Origin of the sequence: Nodosilinea sp. P-1105, assembly GCF_012911975.1 — a bacterium.
Lineage (GTDB): Bacteria > Cyanobacteriota > Cyanobacteriia > Phormidesmidales > Phormidesmidaceae > Nodosilinea.
Map to the genome: position 1 here is coordinate 1 of NZ_SMDQ01000080.1, position 25148 is coordinate 25148.

At 55.8% G+C, this 25148-nt stretch carries 20 protein-coding genes and 1 other RNA gene; 10 read left to right on the forward strand and 11 right to left on the reverse strand.

The annotated features are described in order from the left end of the window. The 3 genes from E1H13_RS23025 to E1H13_RS23035 all read right to left on the reverse strand — a co-directional run. Nucleotides 1-2593: diguanylate cyclase (locus E1H13_RS23025; protein ID WP_169617113.1), on the reverse strand; the 2593-nt coding region annotated here is incomplete at its 3' end. Nucleotides 2594-2657: 64 nt separating this feature from the next. Continuing rightward, nucleotides 2658-3578 (reverse strand): FecR domain-containing protein, encoded by a 921-nt coding sequence (locus E1H13_RS23030; protein WP_240966803.1) that lies wholly within the window; start codon nucleotides 3576-3578, stop codon nucleotides 2658-2660. A 182-nt stretch (nucleotides 3579-3760) separates the two neighbouring features. Then, complete coding sequence (locus E1H13_RS23035; protein WP_169617115.1) at nucleotides 3761-4195, reverse strand: hypothetical protein; 435 nt, start codon at nucleotides 4193-4195, stop codon at nucleotides 3761-3763. 284 nt (nucleotides 4196-4479) lie between these two features. Here E1H13_RS23035 and ssrA point away from each other — a divergent pair. Beyond that, nucleotides 4480-4865, forward strand: a transfer-messenger RNA (tmRNA) gene (gene ssrA, locus E1H13_RS23040). Between the two features lie 192 nt (nucleotides 4866-5057). Then, nucleotides 5058-5216, forward strand: coding sequence for a hypothetical protein (locus tag E1H13_RS27015; RefSeq protein ID WP_206070899.1), 159 nt, complete (start codon nucleotides 5058-5060; stop codon nucleotides 5214-5216). A gap of 343 nt (nucleotides 5217-5559) precedes the next feature. On the opposite strand, the gene E1H13_RS23045 is transcribed toward E1H13_RS27015, so the two are convergent. After that, a complete protein-coding gene (locus E1H13_RS23045; protein WP_169617117.1) occupies nucleotides 5560-8064 on the reverse strand; it encodes a CHAT domain-containing protein in 2505 nt (834 codons plus the stop codon). Between the two features lie 111 nt (nucleotides 8065-8175). On the opposite strand from E1H13_RS23045, the gene E1H13_RS23050 reads away from it, so the two are divergent. Further along, nucleotides 8176-8340 carry a hypothetical protein gene (locus E1H13_RS23050; RefSeq protein ID WP_169617119.1) on the forward strand — a complete coding sequence of 55 codons (165 nt, stop codon included), beginning with the start codon at nucleotides 8176-8178 and terminating at the stop codon, nucleotides 8338-8340. A 418-nt stretch (nucleotides 8341-8758) separates the two neighbouring features. Here the strand turns inward: E1H13_RS23050 and E1H13_RS23055 are convergent, their stop codons facing one another. Together E1H13_RS23055 and E1H13_RS23060 are read right to left on the reverse strand one after the other, a co-directional pair. Beyond that, entirely contained in the window at nucleotides 8759-8995 is a 237-nt protein-coding gene (locus tag E1H13_RS23055) for a ferredoxin-thioredoxin reductase variable chain (RefSeq protein WP_169617121.1), read from the reverse strand. A 181-nt stretch (nucleotides 8996-9176) separates the two neighbouring features. Next, nucleotides 9177-9590: a hypothetical protein gene (locus tag E1H13_RS23060; protein ID WP_169617123.1), complete on the reverse strand. Its 414-nt coding sequence runs from the start codon at nucleotides 9588-9590 to the stop codon at nucleotides 9177-9179. 204 nt (nucleotides 9591-9794) lie between these two features. On the opposite strand from E1H13_RS23060, the gene E1H13_RS23065 reads away from it, so the two are divergent. Further along, a complete protein-coding gene (locus E1H13_RS23065; RefSeq protein WP_169617125.1) occupies nucleotides 9795-10502 on the forward strand; it encodes an ABC transporter substrate-binding protein in 708 nt (235 codons plus the stop codon). A 2-nt stretch (nucleotides 10503-10504) separates the two neighbouring features. After that, nucleotides 10505-11053: a GNAT family protein gene (locus tag E1H13_RS23070; RefSeq protein ID WP_169617127.1), complete on the forward strand. Its 549-nt coding sequence runs from the start codon at nucleotides 10505-10507 to the stop codon at nucleotides 11051-11053. Here the strand turns inward: E1H13_RS23070 and E1H13_RS23075 are convergent. Together E1H13_RS23075 and E1H13_RS23080 are read right to left on the reverse strand one after the other, a co-directional pair. Then, nucleotides 11016-15080, reverse strand: coding sequence for an EAL domain-containing protein (locus E1H13_RS23075; RefSeq protein ID WP_169617129.1), 4065 nt, complete (start codon nucleotides 15078-15080; stop codon nucleotides 11016-11018). The genes E1H13_RS23070 and E1H13_RS23075 overlap by 38 nt on opposite strands. A 257-nt stretch (nucleotides 15081-15337) precedes the next feature. Next, nucleotides 15338-16069 (reverse strand): lysozyme, encoded by a 732-nt coding sequence (locus E1H13_RS23080; protein WP_169617131.1) that lies wholly within the window; start codon nucleotides 16067-16069, stop codon nucleotides 15338-15340. A gap of 600 nt (nucleotides 16070-16669) precedes the next feature. On the opposite strand from E1H13_RS23080, the gene E1H13_RS23085 reads away from it, so the two are divergent. The 3 genes from E1H13_RS23085 (at nucleotide 16670) to E1H13_RS23095 (ending at nucleotide 21273) form a co-directional block, all read left to right on the forward strand. Continuing rightward, entirely contained in the window at nucleotides 16670-17995 is a 1326-nt protein-coding gene (locus E1H13_RS23085; protein ID WP_169617133.1) for a pitrilysin family protein, read from the forward strand. Between the two features lie 103 nt (nucleotides 17996-18098). Continuing rightward, complete coding sequence (locus E1H13_RS23090; RefSeq protein ID WP_169617149.1) at nucleotides 18099-18962, forward strand: fructosamine kinase family protein; 864 nt, start codon at nucleotides 18099-18101, stop codon at nucleotides 18960-18962. A 214-nt stretch (nucleotides 18963-19176) separates the two neighbouring features. Beyond that, nucleotides 19177-21273 (forward strand): S8 family serine peptidase, encoded by a 2097-nt coding sequence (locus tag E1H13_RS23095; RefSeq protein WP_169617135.1) that lies wholly within the window; start codon nucleotides 19177-19179, stop codon nucleotides 21271-21273. A gap of 5 nt (nucleotides 21274-21278) precedes the next feature. Here the strand turns inward: E1H13_RS23095 and mnmG are convergent, their stop codons facing one another. Next, nucleotides 21279-23204 (reverse strand): tRNA uridine-5-carboxymethylaminomethyl(34) synthesis enzyme MnmG, encoded by a 1926-nt coding sequence (mnmG, locus tag E1H13_RS23100; RefSeq protein ID WP_169617137.1) that lies wholly within the window; start codon nucleotides 23202-23204, stop codon nucleotides 21279-21281. 191 nt (nucleotides 23205-23395) lie between these two features. Here mnmG and E1H13_RS23105 point away from each other — a divergent pair, with 191 nt between their 5' ends. Both E1H13_RS23105 and E1H13_RS23110 read left to right on the forward strand, forming a co-directional pair. Further along, nucleotides 23396-23650: a UPF0175 family protein gene (locus E1H13_RS23105; RefSeq protein ID WP_169617139.1), complete on the forward strand. Its 255-nt coding sequence runs from the start codon at nucleotides 23396-23398 to the stop codon at nucleotides 23648-23650. Continuing rightward, nucleotides 23640-24131, forward strand: a complete 492-nt coding sequence (locus E1H13_RS23110; protein WP_169617141.1) for a DUF3368 domain-containing protein — start codon at nucleotides 23640-23642, stop codon at nucleotides 24129-24131. Before E1H13_RS23105 ends, E1H13_RS23110 begins: the two co-directional genes overlap by 11 nt. Before the next feature lie 37 nt (nucleotides 24132-24168). Here the strand turns inward: E1H13_RS23110 and E1H13_RS23115 are convergent, their stop codons facing one another. Beyond that, complete coding sequence (locus tag E1H13_RS23115; RefSeq protein ID WP_169617143.1) at nucleotides 24169-24735, reverse strand: Uma2 family endonuclease; 567 nt, start codon at nucleotides 24733-24735, stop codon at nucleotides 24169-24171. A gap of 28 nt (nucleotides 24736-24763) precedes the next feature. Next, on the reverse strand, nucleotides 24764-25042 hold the full coding sequence (locus tag E1H13_RS23120; protein ID WP_169617145.1) for a DUF305 domain-containing protein: 279 nt from the start codon (nucleotides 25040-25042) through the stop codon (nucleotides 24764-24766). Between the last annotated feature and the right edge of the window lie 106 nt (nucleotides 25043-25148).

The following is a 25148-nucleotide window of genomic DNA, read 5'->3' on the forward strand; positions in this document are numbered from 1 at the left end:
CAACTCTATTTTCAGCGAGGTTTCTATGCTCTATCCCTGATGCAGCAAGCTCTCTAGGTACGTTGTCACCCGTTAAGGTAATTTCGAGTTTGAGGTTGGTCGGTGGTAAGCCGGTTTCGGTCAGAATGGTCTCGATTTTGCTGCCCAGATCGGGTTGTAAAAACTGGGTGGCCGATAGATTAACGGCGATCGTAGCCTCAGCCGCCAGCAGATTGCGACGACGCCAACGCTGCATTTGGCGACAGGCTTGCCGCAGGATCCAGTTTCCTAGGGGTACCATCAGCCCAGTGTCTTCAGCAATGGGGATAAAATCCCCCGGTAGCAATAGGCCTTGATCGGGGTGATACCAGCGCACTAGTACCTCACAGCCCTTGAGCTGATGGGTTGCTAACCAAACAATGGGCTGAAAGTGTAGATCAAACTCTTGTCGCTCTAGGGCCAGCCGCAGGGCCGTTTCCAGCTCTTGGGAGCGGCGCACTGTGACGTGCATGGTGGGTTCAAACAGGGCGTACCCCACCCCATTCACCTTCGCCTGGTACATGGCGGTATCAGCATCCCGCAGCATGTCGTCAGGCTGCTGGTAGCTAGAACTGTTGATCACAATGCCAACGCTGGTATTGGTAAATAGCTGATGCTGCTGAATCTGTAGGGGTTGGGAAAATTGCTGACGAATGCGTTGGGCCACGGCGATCGCATCACTGACCTGGTCCAGCGTAGGCAGCAGCACCGTAAACTCATCTCCCCCAAACCGGGCAATCAAATCTGTCGGGCGCACGCACTCTTGCAGGACGGCTGCCACTCGCTTTAGCAGTTCGTCGCCCACTGAATGGCCAAAGGAATCATTGACTAACTTGAAGCGATCGCAGTCTAAGAATAAAACCGCAAACAGCTCATTCCCAACTTGTGCTAGTTGGTGCTCCAACTGCATCAAAAACTGGCGTCGGTTAGGTAGCCCCGTCAGCGGATCGTGTAAGGCCTCATAAGCCAGCTGGGTTTGGGCCTGCTGCCGCTCGATAATTTGCTGCTGTAGCGACTGGTTTAGCTGTTCTAGCTGCCGGGTGCGTTCTTGCACCTGGGTTTCTAGGGTTTGATTCAGAATCCGCAATTCTGTCTCAATCTGCTTACGATAGGTCACCTCCTCCACCAGCAGTACGGCCCCCTGGGGCCAGACGACGGGAACGCTGTCGTCGCCGATCAAGGGCTCTAGCCACAGTTGATACCAGCGATCGCCCTGGTGGATCTCATAGGCCGGTACCGATCTGCCCTCAGCCACCACCTGCCATAGCTGGTCCCAGGTGGCGGCGGCCAACCAGTCAGGCACCAACCGGCGCTGCAGGTTATCTCCGGCAGTTAGCTGAAACCAGTCTGCTACCAGTGGATTGGCAAACCACACCGTACCCTGATTGTCGGTGGCCGCTAGTCCCATGGGCAAGCTGCGGGCAATGGCCGCTTGAATCGCCTCAGCCTGCCCTAACTGTTGGGCCAACCGCACCATCTGAGAGGCCCCCGAAGAAAGCCTACCATCCGCTGGTGGCATAGCATCCGCCTCTGCTAGGATAGGCCATCCTAAGGTTAGGGGATATTGGTTCTGCAAGCGACGGGCAGCCCGTTGTAGCCAACGGTTTTGCTGCGTTTGTTGCTTGGTTATGGTCAGGCCACCTACCCCTCCCAACAGAACCATAGGCCCCACCATCGGCAGCCATATATTTCCCCACAGTAGGCCATATCCCGCCCCCCACCATATGGTCAAAAGCCCCGCCAGCAGACCCACCTGCTGAGCGGCAGGTCGCCGTTTTAGTGCCATGGGCACCGCAAATCCTAAACCAATAGCTACCACCCAGCCCCAGGGGGCTGGGGCTAGCCAGCGACGGTGTAGCAGGTTGTCGATTAAGGCCGCATGGAGAGTGATGCCGCTGGCCGGAGGATCTGTATCAAAGGGGGTAACCCAGTCATCCAGCCCCAGGGCTGTTGCCCCAATCAGGACTACCTTGTCTTGAAAGGTTTCAACGGGTATCTCTCCCTCTAACACCTCCACGAACGAGTAGGTCGACAGCTGGGTTGTAGACCCTGGCCAATTGACCTTGAGGGGACGGTCTAACGGGGGCAGGACAACCGCCTGCTGTGTCAAGCTTAGGGCTTCAGCGGTGGCCACCGCCAGGGCAGGATAGCCCTGCATTACCGGTAACACACTATGCAGATAACCCCCCTGAAACTGCTGATGAATATGACCACTGGCCAAAGCTTTCTCCGCCAGTTGTGGCTGGGGCTGCAAGGGACGTCCCTGGCGATCCCAAGCGGTCGCTAGGATCACAGCCTGATGAGCCGCGATCGCGTCAGCCAGTACCCGATCGTCCTCGCTGGGGTCGCTCATTACCAGATTCAGCACAATCGCCTGGGGGGAAGCGTCCTCTAGCATTTGTAGCAGCCTGGCGTAGTACCGCCGGGGCCATGGAAAGGCTCCTAGATCGGCAAGGCTAGGGTCGTCAATGGCAATGACGACCACTGACTCAGCCCAAGGGCGCTGACCTCGCAGGCGAAATCGTAGACGATAGTCAGCCTGCACCAGGGGGGTTAACAGTCCAGTTGTGGCCAATGCCCACGTTACCAGGCCGGCCACTCCAACGGGCCACCAAGTCCTCAACCCAAACGAAGCCAGTCTAAAGGAGAATAATCTCATGGGTTTCTTGACGGCCAAGGGGAGTAATCACAACGACCTCGGCTCGCAAGCGGGCAGTGGCAATTCGAGTGACGCGAAACTGGCCCTGGCGATCGACCACCTGGGGTGCACCATCCACAAAGACCGTATTTACCGAATCCACTTGACCGATCAATGTCACCATGCGAGTGGCATTGTCAAAGAAAAATTCCCGCTGAAAGGTCAGGCCAGGGTCGTCCCGCAAAGGGACTGGCTCGGCTGGAGGTTCCCCCGGCAAAACAAAGGTCTGGAAACCCTCGGGTACAGCTACGGTTTCCCCCGCCCCGGTGGTCTCTATGGCACCGATTAGGGTAGCCAATCCCGTCTTACCATCCTCTTGCACAGTCAGGCCAAACTCTGTGCCTCGGACGCCGCTAATGCCGCTAGGGGTTTCAATTTCAAATTCAGAGCCTTCGTGGGTAAAACGGCGCAAGCGCAGACGCACTTGACCTCTAGGGACACTTAAATGGGTAATACGCCCCCCGTCTGCAGCTACTCTCAAGGCTCGAATTCGCAGCTCTGTCTGCTCAGAAACATCCATATAGCCAACGTCAGTGTCCACTTCTAACATGGCCGATGACCGCCCTCCCGTCCGCAATCCATCCCCCACCGCACTGAGTCGATCGTTCATCCGGGCGGCCCTGGCCTGGCTTCCTCTTAATACAGCCACATCTCCCTGTAGACGACGCACAGATAGGCCCCGCTCTACCCGCACTGTAACAGCCTGAGTGACAGATGATACCATCAAAGCCATCAAAGCACTGGTTAACCCTAGGGTTAGCCAGCGTCGTTTTGAATCCCCTGGTCTAAGGCGGCGAGTGGCTGCCCGGTTAAACCCCGTGAAAAAAACAAGGTGCTTGCAATACTGTGTCAATCCAGCCATGGCAGTTAAACCTTTAGAAATCGTTGGATGAAATAACCCCCAGCCTGTAGGTCTAGATAGTACAGATAGTAAACTCCCTTGGCTCCCTAGCTGAGAGCGGTTACGGCTTGTTAACTGGCATACATCAAAATCCCCCACTGACTAGAGCATCAGCAGGGGATAAACAACTCGGGAAAGCCGGTTTAGTCGAGATAGCCCATCAGCACAGAAGCAGGGGGATCAACCACATCATTGGGGGCAATGGGGCGATCGCCGGGAAGCACATGCAGATCAGCCACAGGTAAGTCGCTGACGGCAATGGGACGATGCCCAGGGAGCGTATCAGTGGTAGAAATTTGGAAGGTGTTTGCAGCAATAGGGCGACCCCCCACCCAGTCCACCACTTCAAAGTTGCTGAGGGCAATGGGGCGGTGATTTGGCAGACTATCAGTTTCCACTAAACGAGTATTGTCGCTCAGCACAATAATCGAACCATTATCAATCTCAGCTTTGACCAGCCCAGCCTCCTTGGGCTGGCGCTTAGCCCGACCACTAGAGCGGGATCCGCGACTGGAGGTGGTTGCTTCCTTTTCAGGGGTGTCTGCGTTACCGTTGCTCGAAGTGTTGCTCGTCGTCATAGGTCAATCCTTCTCATAGCAGCCAGTAGCCGCCTGGGCGACTACCTCAATATCAATGAAGATGAGTGGGGACTGGCCGAAGCCACATCCACGCGTCAAGAACTCGTCAAGAAAACAAGATATTTAAGTAATTATTATACTTTGGCGGCTGCACCATTGGGTTTATAAAACTTTATTACAGGTATAACTCTTCCCTACTAGCGGGTAAAGAGCTGATGATTGGGCGGTAAGCCGATCCCCATCCTTAGGGTGATGGTCTATAATAAGCACATAGAACAACTTAGGGGGCTGTAACGGTTTCGACGTTTTGACGAAAGTCACGCTGTGATACAGGCCGAGAGGGAGTCTACTCTCGTAAATCCAGGCTCAAACCAAACGTAACTGCGAACAACATCGTTCCTTTCGCTCGCAAAGCTGCACCTGTTGCTGCTTAAAAAACTCTTTTAGCGAGCGTTCATAGTTTGACTCCGTTAAGAGCTATGGACAAACCCCAACGGATGCGTTAGTGAATTTCCTCTGGTGGATCCACTAGCAAAGACTTAGCCAGAGCATCCCACCGTCCGGGATAAGTGGCGGTTCCTGCCCTGAGGATTAGATGGGCTAAGCCTGTGAATGAGTGGTGTGTTAATACTCAAAGCGGACACGGGTTCGACTCCCGTCAGCTCCATTTCTAAAATCGTGTGTTGGTTTATTAAATATTTTTCCATCTGAGAGGCCCTGTGTTGGGTCTCTTTTTTTATCTGCCTATACTGAAGATGTAGCCCCTAGGTTGCAAAATTAGCGCTTGCCAAGCGCATGTCAGCAGTTTTTGACAAACATTATTTAATCGCCTTTTGTTGTTTATTCCTTGCCATTTAGAACCATGCGTTTCCCTCTATGGTCTTATTTAAATCAGCCCGTGTTTAACAAACAGTGCAAGACTGTATACAACCCCTGGCGCTTCTGGTATACCTACCAAATTCGCTTCTTAGAACGCTGCTGGTTAAGGGAATATCGTCCCGAAGAGCACTACAAGCAGTAGTAGTCGATAAGATGATAGTTTGCTCTGTTTTGTTTGCGTAGTCGGCCGCTGTGCTGGTCGGTCAAAACAGTTGGGTACCTGTACTCTGAGGCATAAGTCGGCTCACCATTCCCGATAGCCGCCCCCTGGAACCTGACAGCCTCAGCAACGATGGGCATGGTTTTGCCAGGCAGTACTAGACTCGCAGTTTTTAGCAAGTGTACCCGCTGTTTTCCTTGTGTAAATCCCAGCCATTGATCACTATTCTTGCCACTAGTTATAAATAAATTTAGACAAGTTTACACCTTTAAACCAATAGCAAAGGGGGGAACTCATCGTCTGACATATTTTTAAACGTCTACCCCTAGAGGACTTCAGAATCGTGAGGCACTGATAGGCGGCTGGTGGTCGTCCGCCAATCTTGAATCAATGTCGGCGTCCATAGCCAGTGCACCGCCAATCGGTTAGGGTCTAAAAGGCTATGGTCAATGTCGATGGCCTGAGCAAAAAAGGCTTGACCCTGCCGAAGATGCTGGGCTTTTAAATCAGCGTCGGCGGTGATCTGCCGTTGTTTTTGGTGGACCATGGCTAACCCGGCATAAGCGTAGACGGTTAAGGGGGAGGAAACCTGCTGTCGCCCTTGGGGATCGATATCCCGCAGATGACTACGGTCAATATCAACCGCTTGCTGCCAGGCTTGGGCCGCTAACTCGTAGTCCCCTAGCGCATAGTGGGCAAACCCTAGCCCCACCTGGGCCTCCAAGGCATTGGCTTGGGTCTCTACAGCTTGTTCCCAGGCTCGCTGGGCATCATTCAGGCTATAGTCAGGGCTTCCCACAGCGGCATGTTGCCAGGCCACTCGCCCTCTAATGTAAGCAATGTCAGGATCCATTAACTGATCGGGTTCAGCGGCCGCTAATACTGAATCGGCGGTAGCTAATTCCTGTTGGTCTAGCAGCTGTTCCATCAGTCGCCTGGCGGCGGCCAGATTGCCTGTGGTAAATGCATTCAGGGCACTGGTCATGACCGCCGTGTTTTGGCCGGGCACGGGGGGGGCAGGGCGATCGCGATCGATAGAGTCCCGGTTAATAGAGTCCCGGTTAATAGAGTCCCGGTCAATCCCGGATGGGGCCGGATCGGTGACTAAGGTCGGGGGCTGGGCCCACCGCGAGAATAGCGCTAGGGATACCCCCAAAACAGCGACCAATCCAGCTAGCCCTACCCCCCCCCACAGCCACCCTGGGGGTAATCCTTGGGTCAGGGATGCCCAGAAACGAGGGGGCGCTGGTTTGACGGTGGTTGGTTCAGAGGGCTGCGCCGTTGCGGGGGAATCGGCGGTCGGGGGAGGGGGCAGGCGATCGGTCAAAATGGGACTAGCGCTATCCCACTGGGGCAGCAGATTTTCGCCAGGGTCGGCGGTTTGGCTGGTGGGGGCAGACGGTTGTGGATCAGGGGGTTGGGATAGCCGCTGCACCAAATCGGTCACAGCTGTGGCGTCAGCCGCCGCTGGTAAGTTCGCTGGGTCTAGGTCCACCAGCCAATCGCCCGTAGCCCCAGAGGAACCCTCAGAAGGTTGCTCGGCGGGGGCATCGTGGCGGGCAAAGACTTCTCTGGCCAGGGTCGAAATATCGGGGTCACTACTGTAGTCAGGGGCGATCAGCAGGCCATCACGGTCTAGGTCTAGGGGATCGGCATCGGTATCGCCAAGGGCATAGAGATAACCGTTGAAGTCAGGCCGCAGATAGAGAATCGGCAGCATCCAAAAGGACTGGTCAGACCGGTAGGCGGAAATCAATCCCTGACGCACCCGGCTTAGGCACAGATCGATGGGATAGCCCTGGCGCAGGTTGCGATAGAGCAATTGGGTAAACGTGATCGCCACGTCATCAGGAATGCGCTCGGCCATGGCAATCACCCCAGACACCCCCCGATTCACCAGGGCCTGGACCAGGTTTTGCTCACGCCACCCAGACTGGGCATCATCTTCGGGGGTATAGGCCCCCCGGCAAGAGTTAAACACCGCCAGTTGGATGCCGTTATTCACCAGTAGCCCAGCCAGATCTTCGCCGCTGAGCCAATCGGTGAGACCGGTTTGACGATTCACCAAAAACAGATCGCCGCCCCCAGCGCTAACATCGCTGTGGCCAGCGTAGTGCAGTACTTGAAAGTTTCCCTGCTCTAAGGCTTCCACCAGTTCAGGGCGGCTAGGTTGTTCGAGGACCGTGAGCTCGATGGATAGGGGAGCATGGCCATGACCGTTGGACTGGGGCGATCGCTGTAGGCCAGCGATTAAGTCGCGCACCTCTTTCCCCAGGGCCAGGCGCTCTTGGTCGTCGGGGGCCGACACCACTACCAACACCTGAATCGGGGTGGTGCTGGGGCTGAGGTTTGTAACAGGAGGAATATCAGCGGCCCCCTGGGGCTGGTAGTAACGGCATAGGGTGATATCGACCCCAGTTGCTAGGGGGCGATCGTCACCGTATAGCAGTTCCCAGGGCAAGCGCTGCAACCGACTGTCCTTAAAGCCTAGGCGCAGGCGTAGGGGTTGACGCCGATGTTGAGCCACTCCCAGGGCTGCCAGCCAACTGTCCCGCATCCGCCCTTGAAAAATACCGTTGTAAAGCGCCTGACCCAGTTGAATCCAGGGAGCACTCGCCCCAGCATCACTGGCATCATCTGTTGCCATCAACAGCGCTTGCAGCGGATCTTGAAAGACCACCGTCGCCTGCTGCAACCAGTCCTCCACGGGCCAAGTTACCTGGGTTTCGGCCAGGGGCACCCCAGGGGCAACAGCCTCGGTGCGCAGCAGGTAGGCATCTTGCCCTACCCCGCTGAGCGCTGTGATGGATACGTGAAATTCCTGAATCACCGGCAATGACTTACCTCATAGCACTATCCAGAACTTAGGCCGATGGCGGTTCGTTACGGATCGTTCCATTTACCAAAATAGCCTCTGGATCACGGCTTAGGCCAAGGGGGTGTGCCGGTCTACCTGACAGGCTGGATGGGGTATGAGGGCTTGGGCGATCGCACCCCCCAAGCCCTGACTACCGTCAACGCTGCCGTGGCTGACCTGAATCGGGGGCGATTAGATTCGGTTAGCTTTACTACCCACCATGGGGAACGCCAGGGTCTGTTGATTTAGCCAGCGGGCCATAGTTTTCCGCCCTAAAATAGCCCAGAGGATTTCTTGCAGATTGACGTTGCTCGCAACTTCCATGATGTGATTGCAGCCGCCGGGGTACCCGTGCCCCTCTATGAATTTGCAGCCACGAATTTGCAGCCACGGGGCACAGCTTGCAAGACCCCGCCTACCAACGCATCGCGGCCCCATCGCAGATCGATTTCTTTCGACGCTACTTGGATTAAGGACATTTTCAGGAAAGACTTGCCCTCTGCGTAGGATTGGCAAAGGGCCGTGCCCGTTCCCATCAGCAGCTTTCGTAGGGTGGGCTGTGCCCACCACTCGGTAAAAAGCTTTCCAGACGTCACCTAAACTAACTTTAAGTTCAGACCTGGCGTTCTGCCTGTGGGAAAACTCCAAATCCCGATCTGGACATTGCCTAAATAACCTCTAACTCACTGGATTTTAGATGTGCCTTGAGCGGACGCTTAGCCCCTTCCACTGGAAACTCAACCACAATCGGGAAATTTGGACTAATGGGGCGTCCTTTATAGTCTGTTAAAACCTTCACAATTACCCCTTCTAACCCTTTGGCATCGAAGGCGTCGTTACGGTGCAGCGGGTGGTGGTAAAACACAACTGATTCTTTAATGCGGACCCGATCACCTACGTTCATAGCACACACTCGCTCTTCCTTAATCCTCCCTAAGCCTGGCATTCAGGGGGGTAACCAGTACACAACCCTACCATCTTTACACAGGATGGTCCCCCATCCTATCGGGCGCGACATTTTTCTGAGAACCCTGTTACAAGATATAACGCTGTGATGACCACGAGCACGACCCAATTGCCCTAGCTTAAGGCTCGGATGACAACAGTTCAGCCATCCGCAGCGCCAGGGCCGCCATTTCTGGGTTGGTGCTCGCTACAGCGGCTACCTGTTGTTGAAAAGCCTGACCAATTTCGGTTTCCTGTAGCAAATGCCGTGCCTGATCATGCAGCTCTACCGCCTTTTCGGCGGGCTGGGGCTGTTTTGCCATCAGTACTTCATCCATCTGCACAATGAACTGAGAAATGGGCCGCAACCAGCTAAACTGCTCATGGTTGAGCACCAAACGCAAATACTCGCCTTTGTGGGCAATTGGCCCATAGGTGGCCTCATAGGCCTCCTTTTCGGCCTCCATCAAAATTTTGTGGGCCTTGAGTAGCAAGGGGCGAAACTCTCTGAGGGTGGCAAAGGTGGGGTCAGTGGCGGGCAAACCAGCAGTCATGGGAATCAGGGATTTAGCACAATATACCCCTCACCATTCCACGAATATGGGGTAATTTCAAGCGAGTTTGCCGATCCTCCGGTGGCTGAGACAGGAGCAGTAAGTGGTCTGACTCCCCTCAGGGGACGCAGGGTTTAATGTCACAATCAAGTTGAGAGGTTGTTTGAAAAGCTAAAGAGCGTCTCAGGTCATACCGATGAAACCATGAGTTTTACCACTGTTCGTTCCAGTCAGCTTTCGATTATTGCCAGCGCCATGGATGCACGGCCTATGAGCTTTATCCAGGATGGCGATCGCCTGGGGTATGAGCCTGCCGTCGCCCGAGCAGTCTGCGACCTGCTCTCCTTGGAGCCAATGTGGTTTGACTACTCCCTGGACCAGTTTTACCCGGCCTTGAGCACGGGGGACTACGATGTGGTTTGGTTTAGCCAAGCCATCACCCAAGAGCGTCGGGCTTGGGCCGATTTCACCCGCCCCTACGGTCGGTTTGACGAGGCGGTGCTGGTGCGCGATGACAGTGCCATTTATGGCGCTCACGACCTGGCCGGGAAACGCCTAGGCAGCCTGGAGGAAGGGACTCGTCTAGGCTTAACGGAGCAATTTCCAGACCTAGACTGGGTGATCTTTTCCGGTAATGCCCAGGCCCTACCGGACATGCTAGCCGCCCTCCACCAGGGGCATATCGATGCTCTGGTCAACGATGCCTTTTTGCTGCTGGCGGCAGAGGCCAATGACCCCAGCCTGCGGGTGGCGTTTCAACTACCCACTCAGCATCCCTTTGGGGTGGGGGTGCTGCCGGGCAACCGCGAACTGGTAGACGCCCTAAATCAAGCCCTCAACCAGTTGATAATTGACGGTACTCTCGCTAAATTATGGGCTCAATGGATTCCCTATAAGCCCTTTCCTTTTTAGCTATGTCCCCATCAACGTGTATCTACCCGGTGACCCTGCGGCCCACCCAAATCGCTGATCTGCCCTTTGTGATTGCGGCCGAACGCCACGCCAACAATCTAGCCTACGTAGGACAGTGGAGCTACGATCGCCACTGTGCCGCGATCGCATCAGCCGATGAAGCCCACTGGATCATTGAACATACCGACAAGCCCGTCGGTTATGCCATCCTGCTAGGCCTGATTAACGATAGCCACAATCTACATCTCAAACGAATTGTGGTGGCTGAAAAGGGCAAAGGCTACGGCCGTGCCGCCCTCCGCCAGCTCAAGGATCTGGCCTTTGAAACCTATCAAGCCCATCGCTTCTGGCTCGATGTCAAAGCCTACAACCCCAGAGCCCGACACCTCTATGAGAGTGAAGGATTTATTTTAGAAGGCTGCCTGCGGGAAGCCATTAAAACCGAAGACGGCTACCATTCCCTATATCTGATGGCGATGCTGCGGTCTGAGTACGACACCTTTCGCCTAGCCGCTAAACCGGTTGAAGCGCTGGCGGGCTCTGCTGAGTAATAAACGCCGTAGCCCTCTCTATGGTTAAGGGCTTGGAGAAATAGTAGCCTTGCCCCCCCCGGCACTGGTGCTCTTTCAGATAAGCCACTTGCTCAGCAGTTTCAATTCCTTCGGCGACCACTGTCAGGTTAAGGCTGTTGGCCAGGCTGATGATTGCTTTGACAATCTCATAGTCCCCCTGGTTCTGGTCAGGACAATGCAGGTTCGATACAAACGACTTGTCAATTTTCAACACATCAATGGGGAACCGGTGTAAGTAACTAAGGGAGGAGTAGCCGGTGCCAAAATCATCCATACATACCTGAATCTGTCGCCGCCGCAGTTGAGTGAGTAGATCAATCGCCACTTGGGCGTTGTGGATCAGCACACTTTCAGTAATTTCCACCTTCAGGCTGTGGCCCCTAAGCTGGCTAGTCTTTAGGGCGTGATCAATCTGCTGAATCAGATCGGGTCGCACAAACTGCCGCCCTGACAGGTTGACATTCACGGTTAAGAACTGCATTGACGGAAACTGCAAATGCCACTGCCGCAGCTGGTGGCAGGCTTGGTTTAGGGTCCAAAGGTCAATGCTGGTAATCACTCCTGTGTTCTCAGCAACTGGAATAAAGTCCATGGGTGAAACCAACCCCCGCTCTGGGTGCCGCCATCGCACCAGCGCTTCAAACCCCTGCAATTGTTCTGTGGCCAAATCTACAATTGGCTGGTAATGCAGCTCAAACTCCTGCCGTTCGATCGCTCGCCTCAGATCATTTTCGAGTTGCATTTGGCGCACCGCCAGGGCGTGCATCGGGGCGTCAAAAATGGCATATTCCCGACGGCTGGCCTTAGCTTGGTACATGGCGATGTCAGCATCCCGCAAGACCTGGTTAGGGTCGGTGTAGGCGGCCGAGCTAAAGGCAATACCAACGCTAGATCGCACGAAAATCTCGTAATTATCCAGTAAAATTGGCACATCCAAGGCGCGATGAATGCGGCGCACCAGTTGCATTACCACAGGCATACTGGCGGCTTGCCCCATCAGCAAGATGACAAACTCATCCCCCCCTAGCCGGGCTGCTGTGTCAGTGGCGCGCAAACAGCCTAGAATCCGCTGGGCAACGACCCGCAGCAGGCGATCGCCGATGGCATGGCCCAAACTATCGTTAATCACCTTGAAGCGGTCGAGGTCTAAAAATAGGACCGCAAACTGGTGGGGATTGTCTTGGGGGTTCTCAAGCGTCAGAATGTGGGGACTATGCTGGTGGTATTGATGCAGTGCTTGGGACAGGCGTTCTAAAAGGAAGGTGCGGTTAGGCAAGTCTGTAAGCTTATCGTGGCTGGCCTCATGGCGCAGTTGGGCCTCCAGTCGCTTGCGTTGGTGGAGTTCTGCCTGGGCCTGCTGGTATAGCTCGGCCTGATGAATGGCAATGGCCAGGTGGTCGGCCACCCGCTTAATCAGCCGAATTTCCTCTAGGGTCCACTGGCGTGGGGCATGGCATTGATGGAGGCAGAGCATGCCCTTGACCACGGTTTTATAGCGAATGGCCACATCTAACATCGCCCCAATCTGTAGTGTTTGCACCTGTGGCCGCAGCTGGGCCAGGGTTGGCTCGGTGGAAACGTCGTCTACGGCTACGGGGTCTGCTTGAGACAGCACCCACTGCACATGGGGGTTGTCCCGGATCGGAATAGCTTGCCCCTGGAGATCTGTGCTGGTGGCGTCCAGGGTAAAAGCGGTGTACTCTGCCATTTCGTCTTGGGCTTGGCAAAGGACAATGATGCAGCGGCTGACCTGTAAGGTATCCAGAATCTGTTTGGCGGCCCGGTCCATCACCTCGTTCAGATCAAGACTGTCGCTAATGGCACTGACCAAGTGGTTCAGTAGCTTTTCTTGTTGGGCCATGAGGCTGGTTTGGCTCAGTAATTGCCCCTGGTAGAGGGCGATCGCCACCTGATCGGCCAATTGTTTGACTAGGGCAATTTCTCTGGGGTACCACGACCGGGGGGCACGGCAGTGATGAATACACAGCAGACCCCACAGGTTGCCCCCACAGCAAATGGGTACCACTAGATTAGCCTGCACCTGGAACTGGGCTAGCAGGGCTTGATGGCAGGGGCTGAGCTCACTGTTGGAAAGGTTGTCACAATAGCTGGTGTGTCCCTGGCGATAGCCTTCTAGCAGGGCCGCGTTAGTCGTAAAGCAGGTGTCGCTGATGGTCATCCCCAGGGTGGTCATCCAGGGTGGGATCACAGACTCGACCACCATGGTGCCGCTCCAGTCGGGGTTAAATCGGTAGATCAACACCCGGTCGGTCTGCAGAAACTGTCTCACTTCGGTGACGGTGGTCTGCAAAATCGTATCCACATCCAGGGATTGGTGAATGTGTTGGGTAATGGTGCGAATTAGGCGCTCTTCGTCCGCCTGGCAGCGACTGGCAATTTGGGCTTTGACCAGGGGGGTAATATCTGTGGCAATGGCACCAATGGCCTGGCTGTGACCGTGCTCATCCAAAATGGGAAAGAGTACGGAACTGAACACCTTATGGCCGCTGGCCAAGGTCAACCGATCTTCCACGGTGATTGGGGTTTGGGTTTTGATCACCTGTTGAATCCGGGCCATGAAGGTTTTCACGACTGGGGCGGGCAGAAACTCCTTAAGGGCTCGCCCGGTAAGCTCTTCGGCCTTTAGACCCAATTGATTGGCTAGGGCCTGGTTGACCTTGATATAACGCCCGTCACGGTCAATCAGAGACACTATTGCAGGGGTGTTGTCCATAAACGACTGCAATTGGCGATTGGTTTGGGCCAAGGCCTGTTCAGCTCGCTTGCGATCGCTAATGTCGACGATCACGGTTTCCCAGGCGGTATCGCCATTGGCCAAGCGCTCGGGGCGTGCCATCCCCTGGAGCCACTTTTGCTGGCCTGAAGGGGTGAGAATGCGCCAGTCGGCGTACCAGGGATGCAGGGTTTTGGCGGAGTCGGCCATGGCGTTTTCCAACCTAGGCCGATCCTCAGGGTGCATCATTTGCCACAGCCGGTTGGCATCCTGCAAAATTTGCTCGGGCTCAAGTTCCCAAATGTCGATGCACTTGGGGGTGACGTAGGTGACCTGGTCTTGGCCCTGGCGATCGCGCACACTGTGAAAAATCGCCACTGACACATTAGCGGTGACGGTTTGCAATCGGGCCTTCGTGGTCTGCAAGTCGACCTCGGCTTGCTTGCGGGCGGTAATGTCCACATCTACCCCGCTCATACGCAGGGGGTGCCCCGCCGCGTCGCGAAACACATCCCCTTTGCTGTAGGCCCAACGGATTGAGCCATCGGGGCGCACAAAGCGAAATTCAATGGCGTAGTCGGCGTCATGCTCTAGGGCTTGGGCAATGGCGGTGGCGACGCGATCGCGATCCGCTGGGTGAACCAGCTGCTGCACCGTCTCCAACCGGCCATCAAACCGACCTGGCTCTAGGCCCATGAGTTTTTCCAGACTGGTAGACCAAACGATGGTGCCATTGTCTAAATCCCAGTCCCAGGTGCCCATTTGGGCTGCTTCCAGGGCGGTTAAAAAGCGTTCTTCGTTGATTTGCAATTGCTGTATAGCCCGCCGCTGGTCGGTAATGTCCTGGCCAATGCTGGTAATGGTTTCGACAGTCCCATCCGGCTTTTTCAGCAGGGTGTTGTTCCAGGCAATCAAACGCCGCTCGCCACTGCGGGTAATAATCTCGTTCTCGTAGTGAACTGGAATCGTTCCCTGGGCTAGCCCCTGCTGAAACACCTGCAACAGAGAATCCCGCTCATCCTCAGGGATAAACACCTCCAACCAGCGCTTACCCAGCACCTCCTGCCGCTCCCAGCCGGTCAGCTCTAGCAAAAAATCATTACACAGTAAGATTGTCCCCTGACCATCCAGTACCAGGCCAATCAGGGCCATGGTTTCAAGTACATGGTGAAACCGCTGGCGATCGCGCCCATGACTACAGTCGTCAGTAGCTATGAACTGAGGCTGGAATGGGATTTCAGGTTGCCGTACATCGGCCATATCAGTTGCCAAGTTTTGAATGCCACGGTTACAGCATTGGCCGTAAAACCAGTATTCCCAGCTTAGGTGATGAACTGATGACGATAGTTTACAGCTCTTTAAAGTTGCCAACCTGTGGCTCACTCATCGGACGCCGAGATGCATGAATGCAGCAAGCCGCAATGCCTTGAGGCGACCTCGACCTGACCCAGGCCCTCAATGTCTATTGGGCATTATCTTGCTTCTTGGATCCTCTACTGCCGCCTGCGTTGGCAAACGGGGGCCCATGACTACATAAATCGTTGGTAATCTTGACTCAGGTAGAGGGCACGCTCTGCCTTGCGGCGACGCTGCAAGCCAGGCATGACATTGCCCCCAGCATAGACCCAACGCAAAAATTCATTGGCTGCCCCGGCAAAGTCGCCAGCGTTATGTTTCTTGAGCAACGTCGAATCGCGAAAGGCGCTGGGGCCAACGTTAAAGGTAAAGGACACCATGGCCGAGAACTGATCACTGGTGGCCGGGCGAGTCACCGCAGCGGTCACGGCCTGCTCATACTTATTCAAATCCCGCTGCAAGATTTCTTCTGCCTGGGCTTTGGTAATCTTCAGGCCTGGATAAACCTCCGGTGGACCAGCGGCAGCGGTATGGCCATAGCCAATTGTCCAGGGTTCCCCCCCAGTGCCTGGATCGGGGTAGGCGGTTGTGCGTAACCCTTCAAAGCTTTTGACGATGTCGAGCCCCGCTGGATTAATTTTGCCCCCATGGGCTGCGGTCGCAGGAGCCGCCGCAGTGGCGGTGGCAGCGGCAGGCATGGGCTTAGGTTCAGGGGCACTAGTGCCGATGGAAACCGTCATGGCGCGGGGATAGTCATCCCGTAAGAACCAATTGCGCATACTACCGATGTTAACCACCTGTTCTTTGGGGTTAGTTTGGGATGGGTACTTGGTAATTCGCGAAATCCAGTGGCCACCCTGCATTAAGTAAATCGCGATATCGGTTTCTTTAATCCAGGTTGCCATGGGTACCTCCCCGGAACAGAGCATATACTAAGTCCAGCCCGAAACGTGGAGTTTCCCCGCAGGCAAAACGCCAAGTCTGGACTTGAATTTGATTTATACCCGAAATTTACACTACTTTTAGGATGATGGCCCATAGATTTGCTGGAATTCTAGCGAATAGACCAAATTCTTGACAAAGTTTTGCGATCGCAGCATTAACCCATCACCATTCCCCCACCAGGGCGGACACATCGGTCTGCCCCTACGCCACCTGATCATCCATTGCCTGACAAAAAGCGGTGCATTGCGGCCCCAGGTTGACTACCAAGGCCCAGTCCCCGACTGCTAATGCACCCTACGAATCTACGGCTTCAATCCAAAATCCAAAATCCAAAATCCAAAATTTCCCTTCCTTCCCCATTCCCCCGCCAGGGCGGACACACAGGTCCGCCCCTACGCCAACCCCACCTCCCCACCTCCCCACCTCCCCATCACCCCATCACCCCACCTCCCCACTCCATCTCCAATCCATAACCCCAGAATCCGCCAGAATCGGAGACAAATCGTTACTATAGTTGAGGTAGCTCGTTTACGTCCCGACATCAATTTATTGGCTTGTTTATGGCTTTGCGCTCAGCGACCGTTGACCCCCCTTCTTTTCTGGTTTCGCCCACCATTCGCCGACTGGCCAACGGGCTGACAATTATTGCCGAGCAAATGCCTTTAGATGTGGTTAATCTCAGCCTTTGGCTACGGGTAGGGTCAGCGGTGGAAAGTGATGCCATTAACGGCATTGCCCATTTCTTAGAGCACATGATCTTCAAGGGCACCCACGAGTTACCCTGTGGGGAGTTTGAGCGCCGGATCGAAGAGCGAGGGGCCAGAACCAACGCGGCCACTAGCCAGGACTACACCAAGTACTACATCACCGCTGCCCCCCAAGACTTTGCGGCCCTGGCCCCCCTGCAAATTCAGATGGTGATGAACCCCCGTATTAGCGATGAGGACTTCGCGCGGGAACGTTCGGTCATTTTGGAAGAAATTCGACGGGCGGAAGACAATCCCCAGCGGCGCACCTATGCTCGCTCCATGGAGATGGTGTTTGACCGCCTGCCTTACCGGCGACCCGTGCTGGGGCCAGCGGCGGTGGTTGAGGGGTTAACCCCAGACCAAATGCGGGACTTTCATCGCACCTGGTATCAGCCCCAGAATATGACCGCAGTCGCCGTAGGTAACTTGCCGGTCGACACTCTGGTGGCTACCGTGGCTGATGGGTTCGAGCAGGCCATGGCCCAGCGAATGGTGGGGCAAGCAGGCTCGACTAAAACCTCTATAGGGCCGTTTCAGTCTTATCCAGCCTGTGACCTAGAGCCTCCATTTACGGCGGTCCAGCGGGCTACACACCCGGATCCATCCCTAACTCAGGCCCGGTTAATTATGACCTGGCGGGTACCGGGAATGGCCGACCTAGAGGAAACCTATGCCCTGGATGTGCTGGCGTCGATTTTGGGCCGGGGGCGCACCTCACGGCTGGTTCGGGATCTGCGGGAAGACCGTAATCTGGTATCGAGCATTAGCTGTAGCAACATGACCTTGGCCCACCAGGGGGTGTTTATGGTGTCAGCTAAGGTGGCCCCTGAGCATTTGCCAGTGGTGGAAACGGCGATCGCTGACCACATCCGCACCTTAGCTGAAGCGCCAGTGACGCCAGAAGAACTGCGTCGGGTGAAGACCCAGGTGGCTAACCGGTTTATTTTTGCTAACGAAACCCCCAGCGAACGGGCTGGACTCTATGGCTTTTACCACACCCTGACCGGCGACATTGCCGATGGCATTCACTATCCCACTCATATTCAGCGGTTAGACCTGTCTGACTTGCTGACCTCGGCCCAGCACTACCTATCCTCTGAGGCCTATGGGCTGGTGACCCTTTGCCCTGAAGATTAAATCCCCACCTCCCGGGGTGGCAGTCGGCAGTGGCCGCTGACATCAGATTATCCTGGGAGAAGACCCCGATTCGAGATGGCCCTGATTTGAGATGGCTGAGAGCATGTGGACCGCGATCGCCCAACACATTAGCGCTAAAACTGGCACGGCATTTGCCATTCAAGACCGGCGATCGGTGGGGGGCGGCTGTATTAACCAGGCCTACCAGATTACCGATGGCGATCGCCGCTTCTTTTTAAAGCTGAACCAGGCTTCCCAGGTGGCCATGTTTGAGGCGGAAGCCCTGGGCTTGCAAGACATGTACGATAGCCAGACGATTCGGGTACCCAAACCGATCTGCTGGGGGACGGCTGATGGATCGGCCTACATTGTGATGGAGTGGCTGGACTTGAGCCGTGGCGGCAGTGGGGCCTGGGACCGCATGGGCACAGCCCTGGCGGCCATGCACCAGGTCACCAGTGAGCAAGGATTTGGTTGGCGGCAAAACAACACCATTGGCGACACCCCCCAACCCAACCCCTGGACCGACAGCTGGCTCGACTTTTACCGGGAGCACCGACTGCGCCACCAGTTTCGCCTGGCGGGTCGTCGGGGTGGTCACTTTCCTCGCCAGCACGAATTACTTATGGCTTTGCCTGATTTGCTGGCGGGGCACGACCCGGCTCCGGCCCTAGTCCATGGGGATTTGTGGTCTGGCAATGCCGCCGTTACCCAAGACGGAGAGCCGGTGATTTTGGACCCAGCCACTTACTTCGGCGATCGCGAAGTAGACCTGGCCATGACCGAGTTGTTTGGTCGCTTCCCATCTGACTTTTACCAGGCTTACAACGCCGCCTATCCCCTAGATTCAGGCTACGCCACCCGCAAAACCCTCTACAACCTGTATCACATCATCAACCACTTCAATTTGTTTGGCGGTAGCTATGAGTCCCAGGCGAACCGCATGATTGATCAGCTGCTGCGGTAGCCGCTGCTAGCGCTGCAGGTGGGGCTCATAGCCGGGCAAAGCAGGGGTGGCTAACCCAGGCTAACCTAGATAATCTAGACCAATGGGGTGTGTCAAATTTAACAAAAGAGTACTATCAGGTTATCCCCTTACCAGGGATTATTATCCCTGGGCGAGTCCGGCGGCAACCACCACCGGGCCGGGCAGATAACAACGAATCAAGGAGCATGCGACCATGGTTTCTGGCATTGGCATAGATGCGGTGTCCCAGGATGCGGGGGCCAGTCTATCCAGAACGGCCACCCTTGACAGCATTAGTCAGTTGGTCCCCTTAGATCCCCTTTATGCAGGCGGCCTGTCCACCCTCTCCAGCCATGGGCTCAGTACCGGGATGGACTTAGCCGGGAGCGATGCCTGGTTCGAGGCGTTCCTGCCAGCGCCCCCTGCGGCCAATGGCCCAGGCATGATCACCATAGGGGATTGGTTGACCCAGTTGGGATTGTCGGCCTCTGACCTGGCGACTCGGTTGGATGCCCCGTCGGATGCCCCGTTAGACAGGGATAGCTTGACTGGGTTGAGCACCACCGCCAAAATCCTCGGCAGCCAATTGGGAGTAGACTTCAGAGATCTGGGCACCCTTTTGGGGCCCCGGTCCTATGCAGGGGACGGGGATCTGCCCCTGCCCCTCCAGGCTTATCGGTTTTCGGTCAATAGCTCCAGCAGTCTTGACCTCAGCTTTCAAGGGTTAGTCGAAGATAGCCAGCTGTGGTTGTTTGAAGGCCTTGCCCGTGACAATCCCCCCGATACGCTGGCCCAGGTGTTAGAGCAGTCTATCTGGTTTGCCGATACCCCCAGTGGTCTTAGCCTCGACAGCCTTGCAGCTGGGGATTATTACGCCCTGGTGGCTACCCCGCCAGTGGACCATACCCTCAGTATTGAGGTCAGCCCCCTGGGGGGCATTGACCATATTAAAGGTTCTCTCAGGGCTGATCAGTTTGAGTTTGCCCCCACTTCGGCCTACACCGTGTTCTCCGGTAAAGGCAATGTGGACTTTGGCCAGGGCGCTTTTGACCTGATTGACCTCTCCCAGTTCTCTATCGATGATGTTAGCCATTGGAACCTGGCCACGGCCAGCGGTGGCGGCATGCTGTACGATCCTGGCAATGGGCTACGCTTATTTGACGCCATTAGCCTGAATGATGGCAGCCATATTCTGTTTGAAGGCATCGATCGCCTCACCTTTGCCGATAGTCAGGTGGATCTGGCGATTGTCCCCGACGACTCCCTGTTTCTAGACCAGTGGAATTTGCATATGTTGGGGGTTCACAACGCCTGGCGATTTACCCAGGGCTCCTCAGATGTGTTGATTGGCATTCAAGATACAGGTTTGGCGGTTGATGCCGATGGCAATTTCCACCCCGACTTGCGGCCCACCTTAACGATTCCCAACAATATTGACGATACCTTTGTGGACCCCAGAAACGATGTCGCCAGCTTCCATGGCACCAGCGTCCAGGGGATTATTGCCGCTAATAGCGATCGCGGCCTGACCGCCTCTGCCCCTGCCATGGCCCCACCGATCAGCATGAGCGGCATTGACTGGCAGTCCGACGTTATGCACATCAATACCTTTGGTGACGATGGCATTACCCTGGCGGAGGCCGCCGAGATCCTGGTCGCCCAAGCCGAAAACACTGGACGCCCTGTGATTATCAATATGAGCCTAGAGGTGCCAGGGGCAGAGCTGGGGGCCATCCCTGAACTGGAAGCGCTCATGGCCCAAACCCAAGATAGCGCCCTATTTGTGATAGCTACGGGCAATGACGGGGTGGATAGCCTCAGCTACCCGGCCAGCCTAGCCACCCTCTATGACAATGTGATCGCTGGAGGGGCCGTGTGGGGCCTGAGGGATGTCTTTGGTAACCCCACCGAACCGGGTACCCGTATTGCCTATGACAATTTCTATGGATCAAACTTTGGCGAAGGTCTCACCCTGATGGCCCCATCAGAGGTGATTACCACCCAGGCGATCGCGAATTCAGCCGGGCAGATTATCTTTGACTACAATCCAACCTTTTTAGGCACCTCTGCGGCAGTGCCCCACATCACTGGCGTTGCCTCCCTGGTGTGGAGCATTGACCCCAGCCTGGGGGCTACCCAAGTGAGGCAGATAATGACCAGCACCGCCTACGATCTGGGGGATGCCTTTGAGTATGGCAGCGGCCTGGTTAATGCCGATGCGGCGGTGCGGCGCGCCCTGGCCCTGGCTAACCCGGTCAGCCACTGGAGCCCCCTGCCGGGGAATGCTACTTCAACCATGAAGCAACCCTGACTGGGTCAGCTGGTGGTGAGGGGTTGGGCCACTGCCCGCTGGCGGGCCTGGACCTCCAGGTACACCAGGAGGGCATTCACATCAGCGGGGTTAACGCCACCAATGCGGGAGGCTTGGCCGATAGTGAGGGGCTTGATCTGGTTGAGTTTTTCTCGGGCCTCCTTGGACAAAGTATCGATCGCCATGTAGTCCAGAGAGTCTGGCAACTTGCGGTTGGCATTTTTGGCCAGTTGGTCAATCTGGTTTTGCTGCCGCTGAATGTAGCCAGCATATTTGATGTCAATTTCAGCCCCTTCGGTTTCTTCCCGCAAGAGATCGGGATTGCCTAGGCCATAGCGGGTCAGATCCGCGTAGTGAAAGCCAGGACGCCGCAGCAGGTCCGCCAGGGTAATGGAGCCTTTGATCCGCTGATCGGTGTCGGCGGCAATCTGTTGTCCTATGGGGTCATTTTCTTTGATGCGGGTACTGTGCAACCGTTCTTTTTCGGCGGTAATGTTGGCATACTTTTGGGTAAAGCTATCCCAGCGGCGATCGTCAATCAGGCCAATCTCGCGACCCAGGGGGGTCAGCCGCTGGTCGGCATTGTCTGAGCGCAGCAGCAGCCGGTACTCGGAACGGGAGGTCAGCATCCGGTAGGGCTCCCGCAGCTCTTTGGTACACAGGTCATCCAGCAGGGTGCCGATGTAGCTGTGTTCCCGGGGAAAGATCAGCATGTCCTGGCCCCGCACCAGCCGGGCCGCATTCACCCCCGCCACAAACCCCTGGGCCGCCGCCTCTTCGTAGCCGGTGGTGCCGTTGATTTGCCCAGCGCAGAACAACCCGGGCACCCGCTTGGTCATCATGGTGGGGTAGCACTGGGTGGCGGGCAGGTAGTCATATTCCACCGCATAGGCAGGACGTAACATGGCGCAGTGCTCTAGACCGGGCAGGGTGCGCAACATGGCCAGCTGCAGCTTTTCGGGCAGGCCGGTGGAAAACCCCTGCACGTAGATTTCTGGAATGTCGCGGCCCTCTGGCTCCAGAAAAATTTGGTGGCTGTCTTTATCGGCAAAGCGAACAATTTTGTCCTCAATGCTGGGGCAATAGCGGGGTCCCTTAGACTCGACCCAGCCGCCATAGATCGGCGACAGGTGCAGATTGTCTTGAATCAGCCGATGGGTGGCGGCGGTGGTGCGGGTCAGGTGACAGGGCATTTGCGGCCGCTCGACCCAGACGTCGGGGTCAAAACTAAACCAGCGCACGTCCTCGTCGCCGGGCTGGGGCTCTAACACCGCAAAGTTGATGGAGCGCCGATCCACCCGGGCCGGGGTGCCGGTTTTCAGGCGATCGGTTTCAAACCCGAGGCGGTTCAGGGTGTCGGTGAGGCCGGTGGCGGCAAATTCACCCGCTCGCCCCGCCGCCATGGACTTATCCCCAATCCAAATGGTGCCCCCCAAAAAGGTACCGGTGGTTAAAATCACCGCCCGGCAGCGAAAGGCCACCCCAAAGTAGGTCTCAACCCCGACGACTTCCTCATTTGGCCCCAGCACCAGGTCGGTGACCATGCCTTCTCGAATGGTCAGGTTGTCCTGGTTCTCGACGATGGTTTTCATCACCGAGGCATATTCCCGCTTGTCGGTTTGAGCCCGTAAGGCCCACACCGCTGGCCCCCGGGAGTTGTTGAGAATGCGTTTTTGCAGATAGGTGCGATCGGCCATTTTGCCAATCTCGCCCCCCAGGGCATCCACCTCGTGGGTCAGCTGGGACTTGGCCGGGCCACCCACCGCCGGGTTGCAGGGCTGCCAGGCAATTTTATCCAGGTTGAGGGTGATCATTAGGGTGCGGCAGCCCAGGCGAGCGGAGGCCAAGGCGGCTTCGCAGCCGGAGTGACCGGCCCCTACGACCACAACATCATATTCATCGAGAAAGTCAACGGAACCGGGTGAAACCATGGGGGTGGCAAACGACGTGGGCAGACCCTATCAATTTTAACGGGTCGATCACCGGAATCTCCGCAAGAAGCCCCGCATCTTCGGGGCAGGGATTGTGACCAACGACTGCTTAAGGCTAGGAATTTCAATCTCTCACTCAGATGCGCGAATCAGTCACAATGGAAGCAAACAGCTCACATTGCTATATCCCCATGACCGCAATCACCGTCAACTTTCCGGAAACCGTCTTCTCTGCTCTGCGTAAAACCCCTGACGAGTTTGCCCAAGAGATGCGCATAGCAGCAGCTGTAAAGTGGTATGAGCTAGAGCAAGTCTCCCAGGGTAAAGCAGCCGAAATTGCCGGATTAACCCGTGCTGAGTTCATTCAAGCTTTATCCCGTTACCAGGTTTCTCCCTTCCAATACACCGAGGAAAACCTCGTCCAAGAGCTGAATCATGTCGAGTAAAGCTGTAGTGGTCAACTCATCCCCATTGATCACCCTCTTTAACAGTCAATTAATTGGCCTCCTACCACAACTCTTCGAGACTATCCAGGTGCCGCCAGCAGTTTGGCAAGAGGTCACAGCTCATAAGGTGGACGTAGCAGCGCAATCTCTGCCTGAATCTGCCTGGGCTACACGGACTGACACCGTTTCTATTCATCCTTCTGTAGCGGCTTGGGATTTGGGTGCAGGAGAAACCGAGGTTTTAAGCTACGCCTCATTACATCCAGAATATATCGCTATGGTTGATGATGCGGCTGCCCGTCGTTGTGCTATCAGTCTCAATATTTCAACTTTAGGCACAGCAGGTTTGGTGGTCTTGGCAAAGCGACGAGGGCTGATTACCTCTATCGACGAACCAATTCAGGCGTTACGCAACGTCGGACTATGGCTCGGCGAAGATCTAATACAACTCCTGAAGCGGCAAGCTGGCGAGTATAGTTGATTAGATGAGCATTGGCTTGTCTGGGGTCTGTCTTCGCTTACCCTACTCGTAGCCAGCCAAACACCTGTCCTACGGTCAGCACTAGGGTGGGGGCCAGATCAGTCAGGGTCAACGTATCGTTCTCGACTTCTAGGGAAGCGGGTAATTGGTCGGGCCGATAAACCTGCACCAACTGTTCATCGGGGTCGATTAACCAGCCCCCCAAGCCACCGTGGTTGAGACAGTGTAGAATATTGCTCACCACCCGGGTTGACGACTGTTCGGGGCTGAGAATTTCGATCGTCCAGTCAGGGGCGGCGTTGAAGGTGTTGGCAATGGTGCCATTGTCGTTAGTGGGTAACCGCTGCCAGCGGAAGACCGATACATCGGGAATGATGGAGCGACCGCCAAAGGTACAGCGCAGTTCGGGAAAAGCCCAGGCTATATTCCCAGGCTTAGTCACAGCATTGATGGCAGTTACTAGCTCTCCCTGAATGGTGCTGTGTTGTCCCTGGGGCATGGGTTTTTGAATGATTTGGCCGTCGATGTATTCCCGCGCGGGCTTGGTCTCTGGCTGTTGCAGAAACTCGGCTAGGGTAATGGTTTTGGCAGAGATTTGTACCATAGACCAGGGACGTTAGGGTGTAACTATTCTATTGGCTGTACCAGTCCCGTCGCCAGGCTGCCATCTGGTCAATTTCGGCCTGCTGGGCACTGATGATGTCATCGGCCAGGGCCTGCATTTCCGGTCGGTCGCTCTTTTCCCTCAAATCTTCAGCCATCGCCACAGCCCCTTCATGGTGGGGAATCATGGCGTTGATAAATCGCAGATCAAACTCATCATCCGCTGGCCCCAGGTCCATATCCATCCGCATGGCGGCGGCCATCTCGTCGGTCATGGGCATGTCATGGCCCATCCCCGCGTGGTGCATCACCGGTTCCGCTGGGGCCTCGGGATACCCTTAGCGGGTGACAAGGGGACTCAAAGCTTCAGGGGACAATGCTTTGAGAGAATAGGAAGGACAAAAAATAGGGAGT

Excerpts from the sequence above, each read along its gene's own strand:
- mnmG (WP_169617137.1), bottom strand. The coding sequence starts at position 23,204 with ATGGTTTCACCCGGTTCCGTTGACTTTCTCGATGAATATGATGTTGTG.
- E1H13_RS23090 (WP_169617149.1), top strand. The coding sequence starts at position 18,099 with ATGTGGACCGCGATCGCCCAACACATTAGCGCTAAAACTGGCACGGCA.
- E1H13_RS23060 (WP_169617123.1), bottom strand. The coding sequence starts at position 9,590 with ATGACTGCTGGTTTGCCCGCCACTGACCCCACCTTTGCCACCCTCAGA.
- E1H13_RS23120 (WP_169617145.1), bottom strand. The coding sequence starts at position 25,042 with ATGCACCACGCGGGGATGGGCCATGACATGCCCATGACCGACGAGATG.
- E1H13_RS23105 (WP_169617139.1), top strand. The coding sequence starts at position 23,396 with ATGACCGCAATCACCGTCAACTTTCCGGAAACCGTCTTCTCTGCTCTG.
- E1H13_RS23055 (WP_169617121.1), bottom strand. The coding sequence starts at position 8,995 with ATGAACGTAGGTGATCGGGTCCGCATTAAAGAATCAGTTGTGTTTTAC.
- E1H13_RS23095 (WP_169617135.1), top strand. The coding sequence starts at position 19,177 with ATGGTTTCTGGCATTGGCATAGATGCGGTGTCCCAGGATGCGGGGGCC.
- E1H13_RS23065 (WP_169617125.1), top strand. The coding sequence starts at position 9,795 with ATGAGTTTTACCACTGTTCGTTCCAGTCAGCTTTCGATTATTGCCAGC.
- E1H13_RS23085 (WP_169617133.1), top strand. The coding sequence starts at position 16,670 with ATGGCTTTGCGCTCAGCGACCGTTGACCCCCCTTCTTTTCTGGTTTCG.
- E1H13_RS23030 (WP_240966803.1), bottom strand. The coding sequence starts at position 3,578 with ATGGCTGGATTGACACAGTATTGCAAGCACCTTGTTTTTTTCACGGGG.
- E1H13_RS23070 (WP_169617127.1), top strand. The coding sequence starts at position 10,505 with ATGTCCCCATCAACGTGTATCTACCCGGTGACCCTGCGGCCCACCCAA.
- E1H13_RS23110 (WP_169617141.1), top strand. The coding sequence starts at position 23,640 with ATGTCGAGTAAAGCTGTAGTGGTCAACTCATCCCCATTGATCACCCTC.
- E1H13_RS27015 (WP_206070899.1), top strand. The coding sequence starts at position 5,058 with ATGCGTTTCCCTCTATGGTCTTATTTAAATCAGCCCGTGTTTAACAAA.
- E1H13_RS23115 (WP_169617143.1), bottom strand. The coding sequence starts at position 24,735 with ATGGTACAAATCTCTGCCAAAACCATTACCCTAGCCGAGTTTCTGCAA.
- E1H13_RS23035 (WP_169617115.1), bottom strand. The coding sequence starts at position 4,195 with ATGACGACGAGCAACACTTCGAGCAACGGTAACGCAGACACCCCTGAA.
- E1H13_RS23080 (WP_169617131.1), bottom strand. The coding sequence starts at position 16,069 with ATGGCAACCTGGATTAAAGAAACCGATATCGCGATTTACTTAATGCAG.